The organism is Pseudomonas sp. Pdm06, from assembly GCF_014851795.1.
In the GTDB taxonomy this organism is placed as follows: Bacteria; Pseudomonadota; Gammaproteobacteria; order Pseudomonadales; family Pseudomonadaceae; genus Aquipseudomonas; species Aquipseudomonas fluorescens_AA.
In genome coordinates this window covers 197,467-222,884 of the sequence record NZ_JACVAH010000004.1, presented here as the reverse complement: position 1 = coordinate 222,884, position 25,418 = coordinate 197,467, and the positions used below count along the sequence as shown (strand labels likewise).

The 25,418-nt window shown below is 60.4% G+C and carries 22 protein-coding genes and 1 pseudogene; 4 read left to right on the top strand and 19 right to left on the bottom strand.

Going from position 1 to position 25,418, the window contains the following annotated elements:
• Window positions 1-95: 95 nt before the first annotated feature.
• A pseudogene (locus IB266_RS31120) lies at window positions 96-1,178 on the top strand (cache domain-containing protein); the annotation flags it as partial.
• Between the two features lie 6 nt (window positions 1,179-1,184).
• Window positions 1,185-2,039, top strand: coding sequence for a methyl-accepting chemotaxis protein (locus tag IB266_RS31115; RefSeq protein ID WP_412548300.1), 855 nt, complete (start codon window positions 1,185-1,187; stop codon window positions 2,037-2,039).
• Between the two features lie 36 nt (window positions 2,040-2,075).
• Here IB266_RS31115 and IB266_RS08720 read toward each other — a convergent pair whose 3' ends face one another.
• The 13 genes from IB266_RS08720 to IB266_RS08660 all read right to left on the bottom strand — a co-directional run bounded on the left by IB266_RS08720 (window position 2,076) and on the right by IB266_RS08660 (window position 13,775).
• Window positions 2,076-2,858, bottom strand: coding sequence for a phosphate/phosphite/phosphonate ABC transporter substrate-binding protein (locus tag IB266_RS08720; RefSeq protein WP_192260929.1), 783 nt, complete (start codon window positions 2,856-2,858; stop codon window positions 2,076-2,078).
• A gap of 35 nt (window positions 2,859-2,893) precedes the next feature.
• Window positions 2,894-4,222 (bottom strand): LLM class flavin-dependent oxidoreductase, encoded by a 1,329-nt coding sequence (locus tag IB266_RS08715; RefSeq protein ID WP_192260928.1) that lies wholly within the window; start codon window positions 4,220-4,222, stop codon window positions 2,894-2,896.
• Between the two features lie 36 nt (window positions 4,223-4,258).
• Window positions 4,259-5,197, bottom strand: a complete 939-nt coding sequence (locus IB266_RS08710) for an ABC transporter substrate-binding protein (protein ID WP_318646589.1) — start codon at window positions 5,195-5,197, stop codon at window positions 4,259-4,261.
• Window positions 5,198-5,213: 16 nt separating this feature from the next.
• Complete coding sequence (locus tag IB266_RS08705; protein ID WP_192260927.1) at window positions 5,214-5,897, bottom strand: ABC transporter permease; 684 nt, start codon at window positions 5,895-5,897, stop codon at window positions 5,214-5,216.
• The gene (locus IB266_RS08700; protein ID WP_063320447.1) at window positions 5,897-6,526 is read right to left on the bottom strand and encodes an ABC transporter permease; all 630 of its coding nucleotides are present in this window, start codon (window positions 6,524-6,526) and stop codon (window positions 5,897-5,899) included. The genes IB266_RS08705 and IB266_RS08700 overlap by 1 nt, the downstream gene beginning before the upstream one ends.
• Entirely contained in the window at window positions 6,523-7,554 is a 1,032-nt protein-coding gene (locus tag IB266_RS08695; RefSeq protein WP_192260926.1) for an ABC transporter ATP-binding protein, read from the bottom strand. The genes IB266_RS08700 and IB266_RS08695 overlap by 4 nt, the downstream gene beginning before the upstream one ends.
• A gap of 30 nt (window positions 7,555-7,584) precedes the next feature.
• Entirely contained in the window at window positions 7,585-8,529 is a 945-nt protein-coding gene (locus tag IB266_RS08690; RefSeq protein ID WP_192260925.1) for a fatty acid desaturase, read from the bottom strand.
• Between the two features lie 473 nt (window positions 8,530-9,002).
• Window positions 9,003-9,860 carry a DMT family transporter gene (locus tag IB266_RS08685; RefSeq protein ID WP_318646588.1) on the bottom strand — a complete coding sequence of 286 codons (858 nt, stop codon included), beginning with the start codon at window positions 9,858-9,860 and terminating at the stop codon, window positions 9,003-9,005.
• Entirely contained in the window at window positions 9,853-10,119 is a 267-nt protein-coding gene (locus IB266_RS08680; protein WP_192260923.1) for a transcriptional regulator, read from the bottom strand. Before IB266_RS08680 ends, IB266_RS08685 begins: the two co-directional genes overlap by 8 nt.
• 42 nt (window positions 10,120-10,161) lie before the next feature.
• On the bottom strand, window positions 10,162-10,806 hold the full coding sequence (locus tag IB266_RS08675; protein WP_192260922.1) for a dimethylsulfonioproprionate lyase family protein: 645 nt from the start codon (window positions 10,804-10,806) through the stop codon (window positions 10,162-10,164).
• 182 nt (window positions 10,807-10,988) lie between these two features.
• Complete coding sequence (locus IB266_RS08670; protein WP_103309135.1) at window positions 10,989-11,888, bottom strand: glycine betaine ABC transporter substrate-binding protein; 900 nt, start codon at window positions 11,886-11,888, stop codon at window positions 10,989-10,991.
• A gap of 202 nt (window positions 11,889-12,090) precedes the next feature.
• Window positions 12,091-13,026, bottom strand: a complete 936-nt coding sequence (locus tag IB266_RS08665) for an electron transfer flavoprotein subunit alpha/FixB family protein (RefSeq protein WP_192260921.1) — start codon at window positions 13,024-13,026, stop codon at window positions 12,091-12,093.
• A complete protein-coding gene (locus IB266_RS08660) occupies window positions 13,026-13,775 on the bottom strand; it encodes an electron transfer flavoprotein subunit beta/FixA family protein (protein WP_192260920.1) in 750 nt (249 codons plus the stop codon). Before IB266_RS08660 ends, IB266_RS08665 begins: the two co-directional genes overlap by 1 nt.
• Window positions 13,776-13,998: 223 nt before the next feature.
• Between IB266_RS08660 and IB266_RS08655 the strand changes: the two genes are divergently transcribed.
• Both IB266_RS08655 and IB266_RS08650 read left to right on the top strand, forming a co-directional pair.
• Window positions 13,999-16,035 (top strand): NADH:flavin oxidoreductase, encoded by a 2,037-nt coding sequence (locus tag IB266_RS08655; RefSeq protein WP_192260919.1) that lies wholly within the window; start codon window positions 13,999-14,001, stop codon window positions 16,033-16,035.
• Between the two features lie 269 nt (window positions 16,036-16,304).
• Window positions 16,305-16,688: a VOC family protein gene (locus tag IB266_RS08650; protein WP_192260918.1), complete on the top strand. Its 384-nt coding sequence runs from the start codon at window positions 16,305-16,307 to the stop codon at window positions 16,686-16,688.
• A gap of 97 nt (window positions 16,689-16,785) precedes the next feature.
• Here IB266_RS08650 and IB266_RS08645 read toward each other — a convergent pair whose 3' ends face one another.
• The 6 genes from IB266_RS08645 to lexA all read right to left on the bottom strand — a co-directional run bounded on the left by IB266_RS08645 (window position 16,786) and on the right by lexA (window position 25,305).
• On the bottom strand, window positions 16,786-17,067 hold the full coding sequence (locus tag IB266_RS08645; protein WP_225613463.1) for a hypothetical protein: 282 nt from the start codon (window positions 17,065-17,067) through the stop codon (window positions 16,786-16,788).
• Window positions 17,068-17,163: 96 nt separating this feature from the next.
• Window positions 17,164-19,275: a PAS domain-containing sensor histidine kinase gene (locus tag IB266_RS08640; protein WP_192260916.1), complete on the bottom strand. Its 2,112-nt coding sequence runs from the start codon at window positions 19,273-19,275 to the stop codon at window positions 17,164-17,166.
• Between the two features lie 277 nt (window positions 19,276-19,552).
• The gene (locus IB266_RS08635) at window positions 19,553-22,630 is read right to left on the bottom strand and encodes an error-prone DNA polymerase (RefSeq protein ID WP_192260915.1); all 3,078 of its coding nucleotides are present in this window, start codon (window positions 22,628-22,630) and stop codon (window positions 19,553-19,555) included.
• Window positions 22,627-24,048, bottom strand: a complete 1,422-nt coding sequence (locus tag IB266_RS08630; protein ID WP_192260914.1) for a Y-family DNA polymerase — start codon at window positions 24,046-24,048, stop codon at window positions 22,627-22,629. The genes IB266_RS08635 and IB266_RS08630 overlap by 4 nt, the downstream gene beginning before the upstream one ends.
• Before the next feature lie 7 nt (window positions 24,049-24,055).
• Entirely contained in the window at window positions 24,056-24,688 is a 633-nt protein-coding gene (imuA, locus tag IB266_RS08625) for a translesion DNA synthesis-associated protein ImuA (protein ID WP_192260913.1), read from the bottom strand.
• Window positions 24,688-25,305 carry a transcriptional repressor LexA gene (gene lexA, locus IB266_RS08620; protein WP_060741504.1) on the bottom strand — a complete coding sequence of 206 codons (618 nt, stop codon included), beginning with the start codon at window positions 25,303-25,305 and terminating at the stop codon, window positions 24,688-24,690. Before lexA ends, imuA begins: the two co-directional genes overlap by 1 nt.
• Window positions 25,306-25,418 lie beyond the last annotated feature (113 nt).

Genomic DNA, 25,418 nt, shown 5'->3' with positions numbered 1-25,418 from the left:
AGTAGGCATAGGCGCTTTTCCCTTCCAGAGACTCGCAAGGCCAAACACTGCTGTTTCCGCCGTTCCAACACTTAAAATATTCCGCGGGAGAAGTCATGAATATCAAACAGAAGCTGACATGGGCGTTCGCGGCCATCGCCTGCCTCCCGGTTATCCTGGTAGCGGTGCTTGTCGTAATGAACCTGCGCGACGCCGCAAAGGCCAACTTCCTGGACAGCAGCGGCCGTGAAATCCGCCAGATCGACAACGGTATGAAGCAGTTCTTCGATGGCATCAGCCAGAACGTCGAATACATCGCCAAGGATCCACGGATCATCGCCGCCAAGGGGTTGAAAAACTACTCCCTGGCCGATGCCGCACAAACACCGCTCCCCGAGATCAACCAACAGCTTCTGGAAATATTCGACCGATTCGCCAAGAGCCATCCGACCACCGCCTATCTGTCCGTGGGGCTGAGCGACGGTGGCTACGCCAGCTGGCCTGACGACCCGAAGATGACCAACTATGACCCACGCGTGCGTCCCTGGTACAAGGCTGCCATCGCCGCACCGGGTACGACCGTGCGCACGGACGCCTATTACTGGGCGCCGGACGATGTGTCGCTGATCGGCACCGTACACACCGTCGCCGACGCCAGCGGCAACGTCGTGGGCGTGGTCGGCCTGGACGTGTCGCTCAAGCAGCTCACCGAACTGGTCAAGAACATCAAGCTGGGCGACAGCGGCTACCTGATGCTGGTGGAAGCCAACGGCAACGTCCTGGTGGACGCCGCCGATGCCAAGCACAACTTCAAGCCGCTGGCCGACCTGGGCCCCAACTATGCCGAGCTGGCCAAAAGCAGCGATGGCGTGACTCAGATCGAGATCGACGGCGTGCCCTACATGGCCAACGTGGTCAGTTCCAAAGGGTTGGGCTGGCGCTTCATCGGCCTGATCAAGCGCGATGAAGTGATGGCCGAGGCCTCGAGCCTGACTTGGCTGATCGCCGCCATCGCCGCCGCGCTGGCCGTGGTCTTCGCCGTGGTGGGCGCCAGTTTCGCCAGCGTGATCGTGCGGCCGATTCGCGGCGTTGCCAATGGCCTGCAGGAAATCGCCGAAGGTGAAGGCGACCTCACCCGCAAACTCTCGGTGCAAGGCAAGGACGAAACGGCCACCCTGGCGGGCTGGTTCAACCAGTTCCTGGGCATGATCGCGCAACTGATGCAACGCATCGGCAGCGCCTCTTCCGACCTGCAAACCGCCGCGGCCGATACCAGCCACGTGGCCCAGAACATGAACGATGCCGCCGGGCGCCAGCGCCAGGCCGTGGAACTGGTGAGCACCGCGTTCAACGAAATGGTTGCCACCGCCAACGAAGTGGCCCGTTCTTGCAGCCAGGCCGCCTCCAGTGCGGACGAAGGCTACCGCGATGTGCACGACGGACAGCATCACATCGGCGAAGCCACCGGCAGCGTGCTGAAACTGAGCGAAGACCTGCAAAAATCGACCCAGACCATGCAGGCGTTGGAGCAGGACAGCAAGAACATCAACACCATCCTCGACACCATTCGCTCGATTGCCGAACAGACCAACCTGTTGGCCCTCAACGCCGCGATCGAAGCCGCACGGGCCGGCGATCAAGGTCGTGGGTTCGCCGTGGTGGCCGACGAGGTGCGGGCCCTGGCACGCCGCACCGCCGACTCCACCGGCGAGATCGACAGCCTGCTGGGCAACCTCGCACGGCGCACCCAGGAAGTCACCCAGCAGATGCAAAGCAGCCTGCAGGTGTCGCACACCAGCGTCGAGCGCATTCAGCAGGCCCGTGACAGCTTCGACAAGATCCGCAATTCGGTGGACTCGATTCGCGACCAGAACACCCAGATCGCCACGGCGGCAGAGGAACAGCACCAGGTGGCCGAAGACATCAACCGGCACATCGCGCAGATTCATGCCGATGCCCAGTTGGTCGAGGAATTCGCTCACTCGGCACAGACCGGCTCGGGGCGTTTGACGGATATTTCCGGGCAGCTCAAGGGCTTGGTTGGGCGGTTCAAGTTCTAGCTTGCTTGAGGTGGCGAGCCAGGGACGGCTCGCCGCTCAGGATGATACAAACGAGAAGCCGCGATTGGCCGCACTGCGCTCATACTCCAGAAGACACGCATAGTCAGCCTCACTGGCCGGCAGCACTTCCCTGATCGCCAGGTCACGGGAAATCTCGGGAAGCTGGCTCAAGGCTTCGTTCATTGCGTGCCTGATAGCGTCTGCTTGCGTCGCCGTTCGACGAATCGACGTTATGTAAGGCAGGCAGGGACTGCGCACACTTCGCACCAGGATCCTGAGTCCTTCGATCTCGTCACTGTTATCTCTCGCCAGATAGTCGTAGGTGACGCTGTCGATAGAAGCCAAATCACCGTCGTGATTCTTCAACCTTCGAATGCTCTCCCTGTGGGATCCGGTGAAGGTCAGTTTCGAGAAAAAGCCACGGTCGCTGATCCCAGCCAACGTGTGGCGCAATAAATTCATTCCGGAGTTGGAATCCCGGGCGTTGATCAGACCATGGCTGCCCTGCAAACCCGCCAGATCGGTGACGGCCGAATCAGCTCTACACAGCAGCAAACTGCAATGGTCACCCCCCGAGCTATGAGCAAGCTCATAGCTCGGACGCCCTATCAGCCTCACCTTTCCCCGCAGTGACGTGACGAATGGATAGCCGCAGGTCTGGGACAACAACAGATCAGGGGAAAGCCAATGGGACACGGGATCAACGATCGGTCTTTGCTCACGGCGCTCACCCAGAATCTCCAGGATGCGCTGGAGCCAGGCGTCCTGGGCCTGTAAAACCCTGGCGGGAGCGAGGTACATGGATAGATCGCTGGTCATATGAAAGCCATTCAGAGGATTGTGATTGACGCTGATCACAGCAGGAAGCGGTTGGCAGGCGTCTTAAAACCCAAGCGATCCCTCAGGGTCCCGGGTTCATATTCCTTGCGGAAAACCCCTCTGGCTTGCAGCAAGGGCACCACGCCACGGGTGAATGTTTCGAAGTCAGTGGGCAAAAACGGAAACATGAGGTTGTAGCCATCGACGGCATTCGACTCGTATAGCGCTGAAAGCTTATCGGCAATATGCTCCGCCGTTCCGATCAGCAGCCAGGTACTGGAACTCTTGACCAACCGACGCCCTATTTCACGGATGGACAAGGTCGTGTCGTACTTCTTGAGCAGGGCCAGTTCGGTTCGAATGCCATCGAACTCAGACTCATCCGGCAACGCGGGTAGCGGGCTGTCCGGCGACAGGCCTGTCAGATCAAGACGGGTGTAGCTGGAGACCAGATCAATCGCCACGGCATCGATAATGAGGCTGTCCTCCAGTTGCCGACGGCGCTCCTCCTCAGTCTCATCCTCCAGAACCACCGGAAGCACACCGGTAATGATTTTCAGATCACTGGAATGCCGGCCCTTCAACTCGAGCCGGCGATTCAAATCGGCCCTATACGCCAGTCCCTCTTCGACCGTATTGATGAAACAGAAATGCACGTCCCCATGGGCGGCGGCCAGATCCTTGCCCGCTTCAGAAGAGCCCGCCTGGGCAAGGACCGGATGTCCTTGCGGTGGACGCGGCACGTTAAGCGGCCCACGCACGTTGAAATGTGCTCCTTTGTGATGGATCGGGTGAATTTTAGACGGGTCGGCAAAATCGCCGCTGTCCTTGTCAAACTCAAGAGCCCCCTCCTCCCAGGAGTCCCAAAGCTGCTTGACGACATGAATGAACTCCTCGGCCCGCCGATAACGATCGCCGTGTTTCGTCACGCCTGACAATCCGAAATTCGAAGCCTCCTCTTCCAACCAGGAGGTCACGATATTCCAGCTGGCTCGCCCTGTGCTGAGGTAGTCCAGCGAAGCAAAATATCGCGCAATGTTGAAGGGCTCGTTATAGGACGTTGAAGCGGTGCCCATCAGCCCGATGTGTTCGGTGACAGCCGCCAATGCGGACAAGAGCGTAATCGGTTCAAGGCGGGCGTTGGCATAGTGCCTCAAGCCACTGGCGACGGAGTCCCAGACCGCGACGTGATCCGCGACAAAAACCGCATCGAACTTCGCCGCTTCGGCTGCCTGCACCAGTTTCACGTAGTAGCCCAGCGTCAATATTTCCTTGGTCGGCGACAGCGGGTGGCGCCAGGAAAAACGGTGATCCCCTTGGGGATTAAAAAAGAACAAATTCAAAATCATACTTTTATTGGACATAACGCCTCCGCGACCTTACCCACATCGCATTCATGTTCAGTTGGCCGCCTTGACGGTATTTTCAGCGACCCACTGCGCCGCGACTTTTGCGGGATCCTTGTGATCGATATCAACCAGGCGATTGAGTTGCTTGAGGTCGTCATCGGTCAGTTTTGCAGAGACCTCGTTGAGCACTTTGGTGACTTCTGGGGTTAGCAACGCCTTGCGCCCCAGTGGCGTAATGTTTTGCAGGGGCTGTTGGTGCTTGTCGTCCTCGAGCACAACCCAAGGTTCTTTTGCCAGGATGCCTTGCGTGGAGACCACCGTGGCGACGTCGATAGCGCCTGAGTTCAGCGCCAGCCGCGACAAGGGCCCGCCCATGTCCAGCGATTTGACGCTCTTGAAGTTGATGCCGTAGACCGCCTTCAACCCGGGCAGGCCCAAGGCGGCAGTGGTGACTTCGGGAGGCCCACCCAGCGTGAGTTCACCGGAGACGGGCGCCAGGTCGGACAAGGTCTGCAGGTTGTACTTTTCTGCGGTTTTCTTGGTGACGGCCCAAGCGGTAATAGAGCCCGCGGCCGAAGGTTCAAGCAACTGGAGGCCCGCCGGCAACTTCTGTTGCAAGGCGCTGACGATCTCGTTTTGGCTGGTCAGGGCGCTCTTGTCGTCATAGAAACTCAACAGTGATCCTATGTACTCGGGTACAACGTCGATATCCCCGTTTTCCAGCGCCTTGGCGATGATCTGGCGGTTCCCCAGATTGAGCCGGGTCTTGACCTCAATCCCTTCCTTTTTCAAAGCTGACGCATAGATATTTGCGAGAATCGTCTGCTCGGAAAAATTGGCCCCGCCTATGGTGATGGACTGGGCACTGGCAAATGCGCTGCCCACCAGCAAGCCTAACCCCAGCAACAATGAAACCGAGTGCGCTGAACGAGCCTTCGAACGTTGTTTGTTTTTCATTTGGATTTGCACCTCTGCAGAATTAATACGCACTTTCAAATGCCCCTGATCATGTAGCGCTCAGTTCAACATCCCCCGCTCGCCATTTTCGAACCATGAGTGTTTCGATCATTGAACAAACCCACTCGCTGACAATCGCAAGTGCCGACACCACCAGTGCGCCGCCAATGATTTGAGGGATGTCATTTCGACCCAGCCCGTCAATGAGAAACCTGCCCAGCCCGCCGAACCCTGCATAGGCGGCGATGGTGGCCGTGGCAATAAGTTGCACCAGGGCTGATCGGAATCCAGAAAAGATCAACGGAAAAGCCAACGGTAATTCCAGCTGGATAAACATCTGCCATCTGCGCATCCCCATCGATTTGGCAGCATGCTTCAGAGACGAATCCACCTGATCGATGCCAACATAGGTATTGGTCAATATCGGCGGGATGCTCATGGTGACCAAGGCGATAATCACTGTGCTGGTTTCATAGCCAATGACCATGATTGCAAGTATCACAATACCCAGGGACGGCAATGCTCGCCCAATATTGAACAGCCCGATCGCCACCTGCGCGCCTTTGCGGTAGTTCGCCATGAGCACGCCGAGCGGCAACGCTATCGCACAAGCAATAGCCAGGCTCAAAGACACGTAATAAATATGCTCTGCCAGCCGAGTCAGTATCCCGTCTTCGCCCAACCAGTTTTCAGGAAGAGAAAACCAGAGGTAGACATCTGCGATCCTATTCATTAGCGCACCCAAGGGACCAGCCATTTATTGATTGAATAAAACAGAAAATCAAAACATAACGCCAACATCACCGTCAGGACCAAACTGACCGCCACAGGCGTAGTGAAACTTTGAGCCAACCCGGTAATGAACAGCTGCCCCAATCCGCCTTGACCAATTAACGCAGTAACCGTCACCAGCCCTACCAATGTCACTGCGGTCGTTCGCAGCCCTGCCAATAACGAAGGCAGCGCCAGGGGAAGTTCAACCCCCAGGAATCTCTGCATGCGCGTGTACCCTAGCGCGCGGGCTTCTTCCAGCACGTCCGGGGGGTTGCTCGCAAGGCCCGCCAAAGTGTTCTGTAACACAATGAGCAAGGCATACAGGCTCAAACCAATCACCGCCGTTGTCTTGGACAAACCGGTAAAGGGCATTATCAAAATGAACAGCGCCAGGGACGGAATGGTAAAAAGTATTCCGCTGATATAAATCATGGGCTGCGCCAACCCTGGCTTCCATAACGTCAAGAGCACCATTGCGCCCGCTAACAACATTCCTATAAACAGGCCGAAGGTCACCAGCTGAATATGATCAAATAACAGCTGGCCGATCTGCTGCCAGTTTTCAACGATCCAGGACCAGTCAATCATTGCGCACTTCCAAAGCGGCGCTCATTGAGTGCGCTGTGAAAGCTGGCAATCGACAGGCAACCTTCGTAACCACCCGCCTCGTCCACTCGAACAACCACACCGAGCGGAGCCGTTAGAATTTTAACCAGTGCGTGATGCAACGAGTCATTATTCGACACCGTGGTAAGTTCAGGGACAGGCAAGTCCGATTCACTGACCCACTTCAGCGGATTGGACTTATCGTCCAGCAGAAGTTTGAATTGGCAATTGACTTCATCCACAGGAAGATCAGAAACCTTCATCAGCGACAGTCTTTTTAACAGCGGATCCTTGCCGATGAAGTTCTTCACAAATTCGCTGGCAGGATGGGCAAGGATATTGTGAGGTGTATCGAACTGAGCAAGCTTTCCTTCGCCCTCAAAGATGGCGATCCGGTCACCAATCTTGATGGCCTCTTCCATGTCATGGGTCACCAGGATGATGGTTTTATGCAAACGCCTCTGCAGCGCAACCAGTTCGTCCTGCAGTCGCTCGCGGATCACCGGATCAAGCGCGGCGAAGGGTTCGTCCATCAATACAACCGGTGGGTCCGAGGCCAATGCCCTCGCCAAGGCAACACGACTTTGCTGCCCGCCCGACAGTTGATTAGGGTACCTGTCCAGAAATTCCGGCTGAAGCCCGACCAGGGAAATGAGCTCGCTCACGCGCTGGCGGATCTTATGCTTGCTCCAACCCAAGAGCCGCGGAACCGCGCCAATATTTTCTGCAACGGTTTGATGAGGAAATAAGGCTGAGCTTTGCATCATGAAACCGATGCCACGGCGAAGCGTCACGACGTCAAGCTCATCGGTCGCCACCCCATTGACACTGATGCGGCCACTGTCCTGGGTGTCCAGTCTATTGATCATTCGCAAAATGGTCGTTTTGCCACACCCACTTGGCCCGACAAATACGCAGATCTCCCCCTCCCGGACATGAAGCGTTAAATCGCTCACGGCCATTCGCGGGCTGCCTTTATGAGTTTTCTTGATGGCTTCAAAACGTATCATTTTCCGACGCCCAGATTAGCTTGAGTATTTTTAGTGCCTGGCAGGATGGCGAGGACAATCCACGGGATTGATCAGATGCCTCTGCAATAACTGGAAGTAGCCATGAATGACATAGCCATTGTTTCGCGCGATCCATTGTTCACGCCTGGCTCTATACACCCGGGGCAAATAAAACCAGGGCAAACCGGGAAGATCGTGATGAACCAAGTGAAGATTGAGGTTAAGAAAGAGCCAACTCAAAAGCCCTGAGGACTCATTGATCACCGTACGGTGTTCTGGCAGCGTTGACGGCCGATGCTCGTAAAACGACCTGATCATTGCAATGGACAAGGCCGGCAGCGAAACTAAAAATACGTACTGCACAGCACTGATGGCGCTGTATTGTTCAACCAAGGTCAGCACCACGACGACACTTAGCACGTGAGCTATCCACACTCGTCCAGTACTTCGTCCCGCGAGAAACAAGCCTCTGATCTCGCTACCCAGCAGGGATATCACTGCCAATGGTGCTCCCATGAGCAAGCGACCACCCAAAGTCTTGTTTACCCAAAGCAACGCTTTCACATAACGCGGTGACTGCAACCAGAAGGCACTGGTGACATAGCGACTTTCTGGATCTTGACCAGGCACCGTCAGCACCTCGTCGTTGTGATGCGCCAGATGCGTGTCCCTATAAATGTCGTAGGGATACCAAACGGCAAACGGCAGAAACCCCAGGGCTTTATTTATGGCAGGCCAACGCGTTGGGTGACCGTGAATAAGCTCATGCTGGATCGACATCCAGAGCACGACCAGTGGAACCAACAGGGCAATGCTGATGAGTTGGCCAAGTGCCTGCCCATGAAAAACAATAAGAGCCCAAGCCAGATAAAAGCCGACCAGTAAAAGCCAGGTGGGCCATTCAGTCTGGCTGGTCAAGGTCTTGCTGAGCTTGACGATTTCGGCTCGATGAGCTTCATCCAAGTAATTTGGCATGGTGGTAAGTCGCGATAGGCTGCGCTGAACAGACGCCCACTCACTCACACTTCAAGCGACCACCCGGGACCGGGTATTACCTCAAGATGACTGACTGACGTTACGGTATGGAAGTGCCGACAGCGGTGCGTCACATGGCGTAGAGCAGAAACGCCAAGCCTTCGCTGATTGCACTGCAGGCCTCACTGTTGGCCTGGCAAGGGAGAGGTTTGCCGGTCACGAATGGAACGGCAATGGCGGCACAAGAACTAATGCGCAGAGTGCCGGACTGAGAAATCACTGCATGGGCCCCGTCATGCGACAGAGCCTCAAGGCTGATTTGGAAGATTCGGGCGCCGGACATAGTCGTACCATAGGGTAGGGTTGAACATATCCGGCGGTCCGGTAGCGTCAACTTAACATGCCAACTAATTCGATCAAGGAATATATTCTATTATGCTTATTCCTGAATCGAATAAAATGAAAATGGCTCCCTACCCTTTCGCCTTGATTGCATACAGGCCTGCGGCAATCACCATGCACGCCCCCACGACGGTCCATGGGTCAGGTAGTTCGCCGAATATGAACAGGCCGATGAATGTGGCGAACACCAACAGCGTGTAGTTGAACGGTTGAAGCGTACCTGCCGTTGCGTACTTGAGCGCCTGGAGGAGTAGCAACTGCGCCACCATGCCGATCGTCGACAGCACGGCGATCAGGCCCCACTGTGTCGGGTTCGGCGAAACCCACCCTGGCAAGCCAGAGAACGTGATGGCCAGGGCGCCGAAAAAGCCCATGTAGAGCATGTTCGTCGCGAATGAATCATCCCGGCTGATCCGACGTGTCAGCACACTGAAGACCGCGAAACCCAGGGCCGACAACAGCGGAATCAGCGCCGCCAACTCGAAGACGCCGGTTCCCGGACGGAGGATCACCAGGGTCCCCAAGAATCCTATGGCCGCCGCGATCCAGCGGCGGACGCCGATGAACTCACCCAGGAACGCGCCTGCCAAGGCCAGGGTCATCAGCGGAAACACTGCATACAGGGCATGCATCTCAGCCATTCCGAGGTAGCGCAGCCCCAATCCGAACAACGCGCTTTCGCCCACCCCCAGCAAGGCACGGATGACCTGCAGGGCAGGATGATGGCTTCGACACGCCGCTCCCAGGTGGCCGCGATAAAGGCTATAGCCGACAGCGAATGCCAGGAATACCCAGTAGCGCACCATGACGAGCTGGGCGACGGGAAGGTCCTTGACCAGCACTTTGGTGATCCCGTCCTGGCTTGCAAAGAGCAGCATGGAAAGCAGGCACAAGAGGATTCCAAGTTGAGGCCGTGGGGCATCACCCACGGTGTGTATCACCCGTGCCCGGCTCTAGGGCAACGGTATCCCTGCGTCGTCTTGCGAGGCTGTGGCGCGCAGCGTCTTTTTCCAGCGCCTCGACCGCGACGAGCGCTTCAATACCTGCCCCGGCTTCGACCTTTTCAATGAAATCCAGGATCGCCCGTTTCATGAACCAGTGGCAGGTGCGGTCCAGCTTTGCCGACACCGACTTCAGCCTGGCCCGTGTTTCCCCATCCAACTTGATACCCAATGTGGTGACCGACATCGCTCAGCCTCTGAAATGACTTGTAGTCTTCGACCCTTCGCCTCAAGCGCAGGGCTCATGGAGCAATCCCCACAGTGCCAGAAGTGGCGCTTGCGTTGATCTCATCGCATGGGTGCAGGACGGTGGGTTTATGACAATGCCCCCTGCCCCGGGCGTCCACCAACCTACGTCCTCGCGATACCAGTCGCCTGGGGACAACACCAGATAGAACTCAGCCGGAGGATGCTGGTGGAATGGATAACAGGTTTCGGGCGCCATGAGGGCCAACCCCAGGGTCATGCCGGGACAGTCGAACAATCCCCCTGGACCGGTGACCATGCCATGGCGATGCCGCTCCACGAACCGATCGTCCTGGCCTGCCTGGGCCTGACGATTGATCCAGGGAACATGGGGCACCAGCGCGTTCAACGCCTCCAATACCCCTGCCAGGTGCTCGGGGACTCTTGGCGCAGCGTCGAATGCCTGGGCCAAATAGGGCGCCAGGACTGCCGGTAACGCGCGGGGCGTTGCCGGCGGCTTCTTGAGGGGCCACTCGGTCGGCCCCAAGGCGGCGGCATAGGCCTGTGTCGCGCCGGATGTACCGTCCCCCGAGCTGTTCGAGAGGACTTCATGCAGCGATCGCCGAAGCCACTGCGCGCTACGAGTCACCACCGGATCCGACGACAAATGCTCGTGACGGGTAATCATCGTTTCCCCCTTGCTGAGTCAGGCGCAGACGAAAATGACAGGCTGCTCAACGTATCCCATCGGTACCGGAAGCGGGGCCCTGATGTTCCAAGGGTAGCCCGAACGGAATCGATGACAGCCGACGCCCTTCACTTTGCGTCAAGGGCATCGAACTGCAAACACCTATCAAGCAACGGCGGCGATTATTGGCTGACGGTTGCCGAGGCGGTCTGACTGCCAAACATGGCCTCGAAACGAGGCTTGTTAGCGGCGTAGTACTCGGCAACGACCTTGTCTGCCGAACTGTCACGGGCGGTCGCCATCAGCTTCTCAAGGTCGGCCTTGGGAATCTTGAAGTTGGCGAAGAACCGGGCGACATCAGGATGCTCGGCGCTGAAGCCTTTGCGGGCAACCGCGTGAATTTGTTCGGCGCCGCCGAAAATCTGCTTCGGATCGTCGAGATAGCGCAGCGGCCACTTGGCGAACATCCAGTGCGGGCTCCAGGCGTTGATCAATGCCCATTTGTCACGTTTGAGATTGCGATCCAGCTCGCTCAACATGCCAGACTCTGAAGAAGCGACCATCTTGTAGCCTTCGAGCTTGTATTCCTTGATGGCCTTTTCCGTGAGTTTGTATTGGCCGTTGCCCACTTCCGAGGTCAGGATCTTGCCGTCGAGCTTTTGCCGCACTTCAGGCTTGTTGAGGTCCTCGACAGTGGCGAGTTCGCTGGTGGGAATGGACGTTGGCACGGCCATGCCGATCCGACCTTCATACAGCACGCCAAGGTCTTCGAGCTTGTCCTGGTACTTGTCATAGAATGCCTTGTGAGTGCTCGGCAGCCAGACCATCGGGATCAGGTCGATATTGCCGTTGGCCAAGGCCTGGAACTGGATACCAATATCGGCGAGCACCAACTTGACCGGTTGCTTCAAGTGGTCGCGCAGTGCGGTATCCGCCAGCTTTACAGCGATTTCCGTATCTGACCAATTCACCCAACCGATACGAATGGGCGTGGGTTCCTCGGCGTGGGCCATCAGGCTGCCGGCGGCCATCGCCAGACCGGCAAGCCAGCCAATACGAGTTTTACTGGAAAACGTCATCATGGTGCATCTCCGCGTACTGTATTAATAGTTATTGGCAGGGCAGCAGAAGAATTTACGTTCCCTCATCAAAGCAGAGTGCCATTACACTCCTCAAGGGATTTAATGTTATGCATGGATAAGTTCTAGTTATGCGAAAACCCTTCCTGTATTCAGGTCGTTCGGCCCTCCTCCGCCCTTTGGCGAAACTTATCGATGTCAGCACTCACAATGCATTTTCGAGCGCCGGCAAGGCCTCGAACAGATCCGCCACCCACATGTAATCCGCCACCTGGGCAATCGGCGCTTCAGCGTCCTGGTTGATCGCAACGATGACCTTTGAACCACTCATGCCCGCCAAATGTTGAATGGCGCCACTGATACCCGCCGCGATGTAAAGCTCTGGCGCGACGATTTTCCCGGTCTGCCCGACCTGCAGATCGTTGGGGGCAAACCCCGAATCCACCGCGGCACGCGAGGCCCCTACGGCACCGCCAAGCTTGTCCGCCACCCGCTCGATCAGGGCGAAATGCTCTTTGCTCTGCATCCCGCGGCCACCGGACACGACGACGCGGGCGCTCGACAGGTCGGGCCTTTCGCTGGTCGTCAGTTGCTCGCTCACGAAGCGCACATTGCTTGCACTTTGCCCGCCCTCCACCGCCACCACTTCGCAGCGATGCTCGTGGGACAGGGCCTGGGCGAACGCCGAGGCGCGGACGGTGAGCAACTTGATCGGATCGAGGGACTGCACCGTGGCGATGGCATTGCCGGCATAAATGGGTCGTTGGAACGTGTCCGCCGAGACGATCTGGGTGACGTCGGACAGCATGCCGACATCCAGGCTCGCCGCGATCCGTGGCAGTACATTGCGGCCCATGCTGCTGGCGTCGGCAACGACGTGCGTATACCCCTCGGCCACCAGTGAAGTGATCAGCGGCTGGACATTTTCAGCCAAGGCATTTTCGAACATCGTCCCTTGTGCGAGCAGCACCCGCTCCAGGCCCTGGGTGAGCGCCGCCTGTTGCGCCACTGCCAATGCGGCTGTCCCGCCCATCACCAGCAAATCCGTCTCGGTCCCCAGGGCCATGGCGGCGGTCACGGCACTCCATGTACCAGCCGTCAGTTGACCGGCGCTGTGCTCGGCGATCACCAATGTGCGCATCAAATCACCCCCGCAACGTTCTTCAATTTATCCACCAGCTCGGCCACCGAACCAACGTTGATCCCCGCTTTGCACACCGCAGCCGGGACCACCCCTAATAATCGAGCGTGTTCCTTCACGCTCGCGCCCAAGGTGTCAGCGGCAATGATTTCCAGCGGTTTTTTCTTGGCTTTCATGATGTTCGGCAACGAGGCGTAGCGCGGTTGGTTCAGGCGCAAGTCACAGGTCACCACGGCCGGCATGGCGAGGGCGACCACCTGGCTGCCACCGTCGACTTCACGTTCGACGACCCATTGCCCGTCGACCTGATTGACGGCAGAGGCGTAAGTGGCCTGACCGCTGCCGATCAACTGCGCGACCATCTGCCCGACCTGGTTGTTTTCCTGGTCGATTGCCTGTTTGCCGAACAGGATCAAGTGCGGCTTTTCCCGATCGATCACTTTGCTCAGGTACTTGGCGACATTGAGCGGCTCGAGTACCACGCTCGTCTCGACCAGAAGCGCCCGGTCCGCGCCGAGCGCCAATGCCGTGCGCAGTTGTTCCTGCGCCGCCGACGTGCCCACCGAGACCACCACCACTTCGGATGCCAGCCCCTTTTCCTTGAGGCGAATCGCCTCTTCCACGGCGATTTCGCAAAACGGATTCAAGGCCATCTTCACGCCATTGAGCTCGACGTCTGAACCGTCGGCTTTCACCCGGACTTTCACATTCGGGTCGATGGCGCGCTTTACCGCAACGAGTACTTTCATGGTTCCTGGCATAGCGCTTCGCACAGCCCCCTTGCACTTTGGATCGATGCGCGATGGCCGGCCGCACGAGCCGGACCACCCCTGTTTCGACTGGATGGTAATCCTGGTTTTTACGTCACGCAAGAAAAATGTACACCTGTGTCCCAATCGTTGACACTCATGAACATTCGACATACCGTTATGTCAAACCAAGCCTGATGTTCTGTTCCCGGAGCGCAACACCATGTCCAGCGATCCTCTGCTGCAGCCCTATAAGATCAAACACCTGACCCTCAAAAACCGGATCATGACCACCTCCCATGAGCCTGCTTATCCTGTCGACGGCATGCCGAAGGATCTGTACCGCGCCTATCACGTCGAACGCGCCAAGGCCGGCGTGGCGCTGACCATGACGGCGGGCTCCGCCGCCGTTTCCCGCGACAGCCCACCGGTGTTCAACAACGTGCTGGCGTACAAGGACGAAGTGGTCAAATGGATGAAGGACATCACCGACGAGTGCCACGAACACGGCGCCGCGGTGATGATTCAACTGACCCACCTGGGCCGGCGCACGCGCTGGGACAAGGCTGACTGGTTGCCGGTGGTATCGCCTTCCCATCGCCGCGAAGCGTCTCACCGGTCGTTTCCGAAAAAGATGGAAGAATGGGACATCGATCGCATCATCAAGGACTACGTCGATGCCGCCGAACGCATGAAGGCGGCCGGTCTTGATGGCCTGGAACTGCAGGCCTACGGACACCTCATGGATCAGTTCTGGTCGCCGTTGACCAACGATCTCGACGGGCCCTACGGTGGTTCGCTGGAAAACCGGATGCGCTTCACCTTCGACATCCTGCGTGGCATCCGCCAGCGTTGTGGCGAGGACTTCCTGCTCGGGGTGCGCTACACCGGCGATGAAGACCTGCCCGGCGGCTTCGGTGCCAGCGACGGTCTGCAGATTTCCCACATGCTCAAGGACAGTGGTCTGGTGGATTTCCTCAACGTCGTGCGCGGGCACATCGATACCGATGCCGGCCTCACCGACGTGATCCCCATCCAGGGCATGCGCAACTCGCCACACCTGGATTTTGCCGGCGAGATCCGCTCGGCCACCGGTTTCCCGACGTTCCATGCGGCCAAGATTCCGGACGTCGCCACGGCGCGACATGCCATCGCCTCCGGCAAAGTGGACATGATCGGCATGACCCGCGCGCACATGACCGACCCGCACATCGTGCGCAAGATCATCGAGAAGCGTGAAGAAGAGATCCGCCCCTGCGTCGGTGCCAACTATTGCCTGGACCGCATCTATCAAGGCGGTGCGGCGTATTGCATCCACAACGCCGCCACCGGCCGCGAAACCACCATGCCCCACGAAATCCCCAAGGCGCCGGTCAAGCGCAAGGTGGTGGTGATCGGCACCGGCCCGGCGGGCCTGGAGGCGGCACGGGTGGCCGGCGAGCGCGGCCACGACGTCACGGTGTTCGAAGTGGCGGATCAGCCAGGTGGGCAGATCCGCTTGACTGCCCAGAGCGAGCGGCGGCGCGAGATGATCAGCATCATCGATTGGCGCATGGCGCAATGCGAACGGCTGGGGGTGAAGTTCCAATTCAACACCTGGGCCGAAGCCGAGACCGTCATGGCCGAGGCGCCGGACGTGGTGATCGTCGCCACGGGCGGCTTGCCCCATACCGAGGTGCTCAAGCACGGCAATGAGCTGGTGGTGTCGACCTGGGACATCATTTCCGGCGACGTCAAGCCCGGCCAGAACGTGCTGATCTTCGACGACGCGGGCGACCACGCGGCGCTACAAGCGGCCGAGGTCATCGCCAACAGCGGTGCGAAACTGGAAATCGTCACGCCGGACCGGTCGTTTGCGCCGGAGGTAATGGCGATGAACCTGGTGCCTTACATGCGCAGCCTGCAAGACCTGAACGTCACCTTCACGGTCACCTATCGGGTCGATTCCGTGGAGAAGCGCGACGGTCAATTGGTGGCCAACTTCGGCAGCGATTATGGTCAGGTGCACAAGCAGCGCGTGGTCGATCAGGTGGTGGTCAACCACGGCACCCTGCCCCTGGACGACTTGTACTTCGAGCTACGCCCGCACTCGAGCAATAACGGCGCGGTGGAGCAGCACAATCTGATCGCCGGGAAAACCCAGAATATCGTGACCAACCCGGAAGGCCGCTTCCAGCTGTTCCGAATTGGCGACGCGGTGTCGGCGCGTAATACCCATGCGGCTATCTACGATGCGCTGCGGCTGGTCAAGGACATTTGAGGTAAGGCGCTCGGTAAACCTGTGGCGAGGGAGCTTGCTCCCGCTGGGCTGCGCAGCAGCCCCATTTTGTGAGCGCTTCGCGCTCAAGCGGGGGGCAAGCTCCCTCGCCACAGGTTCATCGTTTTTCTCAAGTGGGCAGCGTTGCACATGTCCCTGGACAAGACCAACGACGCCTTCGAGTTGATGCACACCGGGCAAAGCATTCGTACCGTCATTCATTTCTGAGATCCGCTCGAAAATCCAATTCCCCCCATAGCAAGGAAACCAAGATGTCCGTTTTTACCCATGTCACCGTCGGCACCAACAACCTGGCAAAAGCACGTGCGTTTTATGACGTCACCTTGAAAGAGATCGGCCTCAAGCGTGTTGCTGATCTCGAGGATGCCGGCTCCATCTGGGGCGTCGACAAGCCGTCGTTCTTTGTGCTCAACCCGGCCAATGGCAATCCGGCGTCCATCGGCAATGGTGTCACGGTGAGCTTCGAAGCGCCGAACCGCGCTGCGGTCCAGGCGTTCCATACGGCCGCCTTGGCAAACGGCGGCGTCTGCGAAGGCCTGCCAGGCCCCCGCAGTTGGGCGGACAATGCCTTTGCCGCTTATGCCAGGGACCTGGATGGCAACAAGTTGGCTGTGTATTGCTTCAAGGCTGAATAAAGCAGGCTGACCCACCGCCATCGCGAGCAAGCTCGCTCCCACAAGGATTGTGGATGTTCATGAGTTTTGCATTTACCACCATGATGCGGTGGTGTGTCTAGCCACCATCGGTGTCGATGTCAGCATCCGTGTCGTCACCGGATTTCGGCCGGTCCGGGTCAGGCTTGAAGCCGGGGCTGAAGGTGTTGTCGTTGTCCTGATGATGCTGCTTCTGATCGACCTCAGTGGCGGCGCTGTCAGCCTGGTCCGCCCCGGCAGGACTGACGGGCTCGGCACTCGAAGGCTTGCCCGGGACCTGGGGATCGATGGCCGGATCGTTACGCGGGGATGGCGTCTGTGCCTGGCCTTGTTGCTGAGTGTTTGCGGGATCGTCGTTCATGGGCACCTCGTTCATGACAGGGCCGGATGGATGACCGGTCTTGAACATTCGAAGGTGACGCGACGGCTTCGGTTCCATTTGTTTAAGACGCCGCGATCAACCGCCCAGCACGCTCCTCACCATCCGGGCCAGTGCGTCCGGACCGTAGGGTTTGCTCAACAAATGGGTATCGGGGCTCAATTGATGGTTGCGGGAGATGATGTCCCGGGTGTGCCCCGAGGTGAACAGCACGGGGACCGGCGGAGTCTGCACCTTGGCCCAGGCGGCCAGGTCGGAACTCTTGATCAGGCCGGGCATGACCACGTCGGTGAAGATCAGGTCCACCGGGGTGCCATCCAGCAGCAGCTTCATCGCCTCATCGCCGTTGGCGGCCGTGAGGGTCTTGTAGCCGGACTGTTCCAGCAGTTCCACCGACGCGCTGCGCACCTCGGCGTTGTCCTCCACCACCAGGATCGTCTCTTGCCGGCCGGAATGAAGCGCATCATGTTGCTCGGTTTCCCCTGTTTCAGGCGCTAGGCTTCGAGGGAAATACATCCGCACCCGCGTGCCTTCGCCCAGGTCACTGGCGATCTCGATATGGCCGCCACTCTGCTTGACGAACCCGAACACCATGCTCAATCCAAGCCCGGTGCCCTGGCCATCGGTCTTGGTGGTGAAAAACGGTTCGAACACCTGCTTCAGGACGTCGGGCGGCATACCGGCACCGCAATCGATCACCGACAGCCGGACATAGTCGCCGGCCGCAATCCCCTTGCCGGCGCAAAACGCCTCATCGAGCACGATGTTCTCGCCGATCAGATGGATGGTGCCCTCGCCCCGCATGGCATCACGCGCATTGATCGCCAGGTTCAACAGGGCATTTTCCAGCTGATTGCGATCGACATGGATGCGCCAGGGTTCTTGGGGCAGGCTCACTTCAATCAGGATGGTTTCGCCCAAGGCCCGTTGCAGCAGTTCACCCATGCCCTCGTAGATGCGCCGAGGGTTGTAGACCGCCGGTGACAATGGCTGGCGCCGGGCAAAAGCCAGCAGTTGCGATGACAACTTGGCGCCCCGCTCCACGGCTTCGATGGAGGCACTGACCCGCCGTTGCACATTGGCGTTGTCCCGTTCGTGGCGGGCCAGCAAGTGCAGATTGCCGGCGATCACTTGCAGCAAGTTGTTGAAGTCATGGGCCACGCCACCGGTGAGGCCGCCAATGGCCTCGAGCTTCTGCGACTGGCGCAACTGCTCTTCCGCTGCCAACCGCGCCTGCACCTCGTTGGCAACACGCTGCTCCAGGTCGCGGGTGAATTTGAGCAGCGAAGCTTCGGCCGTCTTGCGCTCGTTGATATCAATCAGCACTCCCGGAAACCGCAGGGGCCGGCCTGTCCCGTCGAACTCGCAGCGACCGCTGGCCAGCACCCACCGGTAGTCACCGCCCAGGCGGCGGACCCGATACTCAGCGCTGTAGGGCGTGCCTGTGCGCACGGTCAGTTCGACCCGCTGGTTGACCTCTTCAAGGTCGTCCGGGTGGATGCCCTGGCGGGCAATCTCGATGGGCAGTGCGTCCAGCGAACAGTCGGGTGGGTAGTTGAAGGTACGGGCAAAACGCTCATCGCCCGACAGCGTGTCGGCCTGGATGTCCCAGACGAACGACCCCAGCAAGGGCCCGGCCGAGAGCGCCAGCTGGATGCGTTCATTGACCGCGCGGTAACTGCGTTCGGCCTCTTGCCGGGCGCGCTCGGTCAATACGTGCTCCGTGGTTTCCACCACAATCGCCAGCACGCCCCCCGGGGACTGGTCATCATCGGGCACCGGGCTGTAGTAGAGGTCCATCCACACGTCTTCAGGCTTGCCATCGCGCAGCAGGACCAGCTCTTTGCTGCGATAGGACAAGGTGCCGCCGGCCAGACAGACGTCCAGCACATGGCGATTGAATTCGGCAACCTCCGGCCACCCCAACTCCACCGCGCACCCCAGCAAGTAGGGATGCCGGCCGCCGGCGAACTCGGCATAGGCATCGTTGTAAATCATGAAGCCCTGGCGGCCCCACAACATCACCATCGGCAGGGGCGAAGCCAGCAACAATTGGACAGCGCTACGCAAGCTGGCGGACCAGTGCTCGATGGCGCCCAACTCGGTTCGGCTCCAATCGAACGCCTGGATACGCCCGGCCATCTCACCACCCCACCCAGGGCAGCCGTGATTCTGGGATAGAAACTCCATGGTCGACTCTGAACCTCAAAATGCCTGCAGGGAATCAACAGACACAAATCCCTTGCGATCAGAGCTTCGAGCGCCAGGTTGGCGTTTGGTTTCATGGTGATCGGTTTGCGCACAATCCTGTGGCGAGGGAGCTTGCTCCCGCTCGGCGGCGCAGCCGTCGTAAACCGGCTGACGCGGTGTGCCTGATGGATTGCGTAAACCATTTTTTTTGGGGGGCTGCTACGCAGCCCAGCGGGAGCAAGCTCCCTCGCCACAAAAACGGCGGTGTTGCTGGGGTTCAGCGAAAATCGCGGCTCTGCACTTGGATACCCGCCAGCAATTCAGTCAGGTCGCTCAAGCGCCCGGCGATCAAGTGGCGGACCTCGCCGACGCTTTCCCAGCGGCCGTCGACCCTGAGCAATTGCGAGCCCACCAGGGTCTTGCGTTGACGCTCGGCCAGGTCGCGCCAGACCACCACGTTGAGGTTGCCGAACTCATCTTCCAGGGTGACGAAGGTCACGCCGCTGGCCGTGCCCGGGCGTTGGCGGCCGGTGACCAGCCCGGCGACGCTGACATTGCGGCCATGCTCCACGTCCTGCAATTCCCGGGAGCTGCGGCAGCGCCGGGCGCGCAGTTCGGGACGCAGTAGGGCCAGCGGATGAGGGCCCAGTGTCGTGCCCAGCGTGGCGTAATCGGCAAACAGGTTTTCCCCCGGTGTGGGTTCGGGCAGCGCCACGGGCGGTTCTTCCTGGCTGGGCAAACTGGCGAACAAACCCAGTTGCTTCTGCACTCCGGCCACTTCCCAGCGGGCCCGATGGCGATCCCCGGCCAAGCCCTGCAAGGCCCCCGCGTCGGCCAGTTGCGCCAGGGCCCGGGCATCGAGTTGCGCGCGCTCGCCCAAGTCGGCCACATCGCTGAAAGGCCGATGCCGGCGCGCCGCTTCGATACGCTGGGCATCCTCTTCGCGAAAGCCCTTGACCAGGCGCAACCCCAGGCGGATCGCCGGTTGCCGGCCGTCCATGGGCTCGAGGCTGCAATCCCAATCGCTGGCGCGCGCGTCCACCGGATGGATCGACAGTTGATGCCGGCGGGCATCCTGGAGGATCTGGTCCGGGCTGTAGAAGCCCATCGGCCAGCTGTTGATCAGGGCACAGGCGAATGCCGCCGGTTCGTGGCATTTGAGCCAACTGCTGGCGTAGGTCAGCAAGGCGAAACTGGCGGCGTGGGACTCGGGGAAACCGTAATTGCCGAAACCTTTGATCTGTTCGAAGATTTGCGCGGCGAATTCGGCGGTGTAGCCGTTTTTCTGCATCCCCTGCGCCAGGCGTTCCCGATGGGGCTCCAACCCGCCGTGACGTTTCCAGGCAGCCATGGAACGCCGCAACTGGTCGGCTTCTCCCGGGGTGTAATCGGCCGCGACGATGGCGATCTGCATGACCTGCTCCTGGAACAAGGGAACACCCAGGGTGCGGTTGAGTACTCCTTTCAACGCGTCAGAGGGATAAGTCACCGCCTCTTCGTTGTTTCTGCGCCGCAGGTACGGATGCACCATCCCACCCTGGATCGGCCCGGGCCGCACGATCGCCACTTCGATGACCAAGTCGTAGAACGTCTTGGGCCTCAGCCGAGGCAACATCGACATCTGCGCCCGGGACTCGATCTGGAAGACACCGATGGTGTCGGCGCGACTGATCATTTCATAGGTAGCCCGATCGTCCTGGGGCAGCGACGCCAGGGCATAACGCTGCCCCCGGTACTGCTCGATCAAGTCGAAACAGCGCCGGATCGCGCTGAGCATGCCCAAGGCCAGGATGTCCACCTTGAGCAGCCCGACCGCGTCCAGGTCGTCCTTGTCCCACTGGATGATGGTGCGCTCGGCCATGGCAGCGTTTTCCACCGGCACCAGGGTGTCCAGGGGCTGTTCGGAAATCACGAAGCCGCCAGGGTGCTGGGATAAGTGCCGGGGAAAACCGATCAATTGCCGGGTCAGGCTCAGGACCCGACGCAACACCGGGCTGTCCGGATCGAAGCCGCCTTCACGCAAGCGCTCCACCGGCGGCGCCTCGTCGCTCCAGCGCCCACAGCAATCGGCCAGGGCATTGACCTGATCCGGCGGCAAGCCCAAGGCCTTGGCCACATCGCGTACCGCCCCGGCCCCGTGGTAACTGCTGACCACTGCCGTCAAGGCCGCACGATGCCGACCGTAGCGCTGGAACACGTATTGCAGCACTTCCTCGCGACGGTCGTGTTCGAAGTCGACGTCGATGTCCGGCGGCTCGTTGCGCTCCCGGGACAGGAAACGTTCGAACAACAGGCTGGTGAGGCTGGGGTCGATTTCGGTGATGCCCAAGGCGTAGCACACCGCCGAGTTGGCCGCCGAACCGCGCCCCTGGCAAAGGATATGACGGCTGCGGGCAAAACTGACGATGTCCTGCACGGTGAGGAAATAGCTGTCATAGCCCAACTCGGCGATCAGGCTCAGCTCCTTGTCGATCTGCACCCGCACCTTGTCTGTCACGCCGTCCTTCCACCGCTCGCGCATGCCGCGCTCGGTCAGTTCCCGCAGCCAGGACGCCGGATCATGCCCCTCGGGCACCAGCTCGCGGGGGTATTGATAGCGCAATTGGCCAAGGTCGAAGGTGCAGCGTCGGGCGATGTTCAGGGTTTCATCGAGCAAGGCCTGCGGGTAGAGATCGGCCAGATCCTCGCGGCTGCGCAGGTGGCGCTCGCCGTTGGGGTGCAAGCGCTGGCCGGCCTCGGCCACCGTGACATGGTGACGGATGGCGGTCATGGTGTCCTGCAAGGCGCGACGGCCGCGCGCGTGCATGTGCACATCGCCGCTGGCCACGGCCGGAAGCGCCAAGCGCTCGGCCAGCACCAACGAGTCTGTCAACCGACGACGGTCGTCCTGTGCGCAATGCAACTGGACCGTCAGCCACAGGCTCCCGGCAAAGATCGGCTGGAGCCAACGTCCATGTTCCTCGGCGTCTTTGCCCTCGGCTATCCACAACGCCAGCAGTCCCGGCAAGGGTTGGTCGAAATCCTCTCGCACGATGCGGTAGTGGCCCTTCTCGCTGCGACGCCGGGCGCGGGTGATCAACCGGCACAAGGTTTGATAACCGTCCAGGTTTTCCACCAGCAACACCAGTTTCGGACCGTTCTCGACCTGGATCTCGCTGCCGACGATCAGTGGCAGCGCCAACTCTTTGGCCGCCTGCCAGGCCCGGACGATCCCGGCCAGGGTGCATTCGTCGGTGATCGCCAGGGCCTGGTAGCCCTGCTGCTTGGCGCGACGGCACAACTCCAGGGCACTGGAGGCGCCGCGCTGGAAGCTGAAGTTCGACAGGCAATGCAGCTCGGCATACTCAACGCTCATGCGAACCAGCCCTGCAGCCACAGCGGCCCGCCCTCGCCCACCGGTCGATAGGCCCAGCCACGTTGTCCGCTGCGGGTTTCGATCAGGTAATAGTCGCGGCGCACATCCGCGCCATCCCACCAACCGGTCTCGATGCGCTCGGGGCCCATGAGTATGTGCGCCTGACCTTGCGCCAATGCCTGGGGCTCCTCCAGCAGCCAGCCGGGACGCTGCACGCCGTCGCGCACCGGACAAGCCTGGGATCGGGGTTGGGACGTCATCTGCCAGGCGCACTCAGGCCGATGGTCGTCGCGAAACCCCAGGCCCTGCACGGCATCATCCCCCAGCCGGGCCCGCAAGCGTTCGCGCAGTTGCTCCCAGGGCAATGATTGTTGGGGGCGTTCGTCGAACAACTCCAGGCGCTGGGGCACGAAGCTCGGCAGGTCTTCGGCACACAAGCGAAAGCCCCGCACCGGGGCCTCGACCTGCACCTGTTCCAAGCGACCACGGGCCAGTTCGAAGAGCATCGCCGGGGCCCGTTCGGCGCTGAGCAGGCCGACCTTGATCACGGTATCCGGCAACCCGGCGTGTTCCAGGTGCAAGTCGAAGCGCTGCACGCCGCTGTCGCGTCCGCAGAGGAAGGCCGACAGGTCACCGGTCAGGCGGCGCAACGGGAACAACAGCGCCTGATGGGATTGCACGTCATAGTTGAGCTCGATGCGCACATCGAAACGGTCCGGTGGCAGGTAGAACGACAGCGCCAGGGTGCGATGGCCCGTCAACGCGTCGAGGTGCTTGAGCACCTGGGCCTCGAAGCGCCGTGCCAGGGTCTGCCGGGGCAAGGCCTGGACCTGGCTCAGGCGACGCAGGCCCATGCGTGACAGCGCCGTGGCGACGTCGGGTTCCAGGCCGATTCGCTCCACGGGCATGTGTCCCAGGTACTGTTGCAAGGTCTCGGCATCGGGCACCACCAAGGCGTCATAGGCATTGGCCAACACCCGTGCCGCCACTGGATTGGGAGCGGCGACGATGCGATGACGAAAGCCCAGCTCGGTCAGCTCGGCTCGCAAGCGCGTCTCGAACACCGGCCAGGGTCCGAACAGGCCCAGGCTCGACTCGATCTCGAACAGCAGCGTACGCGGATAATGCACGCTGACCTGAGAGCTGAAACGGTAGGCCCAGGCTGCCAGGAACTGCTGCCAATGTTCGATCTGCGCCGCGTCGTATTCCGCGGTGGCAAAGCCTTTGCTCAAGGCCTGGGCGGCGGTCATGGTCTGGCCGGGCCGCAAGCCCAGGGCCCGTGCCGGCGCGTTCACCGCTTGCAGCACCCGACGCTGGGCCGGGCCGGTCAGCAATGCCAGGGGCTGGTCGGGATCGGGGCGCTGACGCAGCGCGGCGTCCAGCGCCAATTGCGGGAAGAGAATACAGACCCAGCGCATCGCAACCTCAATGCCCGGTTTGTGGGGCGAGCGTGGCAAAGGCAATCGGCGCCGACCGGGCCAGCCCGCCCCGGCACTTGAGCACGCGCAACTGCGCAGGTCGGGTGTCGATGGCAATGCGCAGCGCCGCCGGCGACGGGTTGATGGCTTCCTGGATCGAGCGCCAGGCGAACGCCAGGGCCTGGCCGGTTTCCGCCGCCACTTGCAAGCGCCGCAAGGCCCGGTCGTCCGCCTGGCGGGGCCAACACAGCACCGCACCACAACTGCCCGAACGCAGGCATTGTTCGGTGGCCCACAGGGCATCGCGCTCATCGGCGCGGATCACCGACAACTGGCGCAGGTCGATGCCGGCGTTCTGCCAGGCCTGGGGATAAGGCACGAACGGCGGCGCCACCAGCACGATCCGCTCCCCCGCTGCCGACAGCCGCGCCAGGGTCGGCCACACCAATTGCAACTCGCCCACGCCCGGCGCGGCGATGAGCAGTTCCGTCAAGGCCGCCTCCGGCCAGCCGCCACTGGGCAACGCCGCATCCAGTGCTGCATGGCCAGTGGGTTGCGGACTGACGGCCGGCGGCGCAGGCCGGCCCTTCCAGACCTGGCCGCCGTTGAACAGCGTGTCCAGCGCAACGACAGCGCCCATCAACCTTGCCTCACCAAGCCACAGAACACCCCTTCTATCGCCAGGTCCTGGTCGGCCTCGACGATGATCGGCTGGTAGGCCGGGTTGCGCGGCAGCAACCGCACCCGTTCGCCGATGCGCTCGAAGCGCTTGATAGTGACTTCACCGTCCAGGCGCGCCACGACGATCTGGCCGTTGGAAGCCTGGGGGGTGCGCTGAACGCCCACCAGGTCACCGTCAAGAATGCCGTCCTCGATCATCGAATCACCCTGGACCCGCAGCAGGTAATCCGGCGCCTTGGTGAAAATCGCCGGGTCCAGCATGAGGCGGCTGTGAACCTCGGCGTCGGCACCGATCGGCACGCCAGCCGCTACCCGGCCCAGCACCGGCACGTCCAGCAGTTCAGGCCGTGGCGGCTGGTTCAACAGCCGGATGCCCCGGGCCTGGTGCGGATTGACTTCGATGAAACCGGCCTCGGTCAACGCCAGCACATGCTTGCGCGCCACGCTACGGGAGGCGAAACCGAACGCCTCGCTGATTTCAGCGAGGCTGGGAGGCTGCCCCTGATCGGCGATGCGTTCGCGGATGAACGTCAGGATGGCGGTGCGGCGGGGGGTGAGAGTCGTCATGGAGTACATTTGTACTCTTTCGGGATTTTTCTGACAAGCGCCGCCAGTCAGTTCACAGCTTGCCTGCGCGTAGGAGCTGCCGAAGGCTGCGATCTTTTGATCTTTCACGCCAGATTCAATTG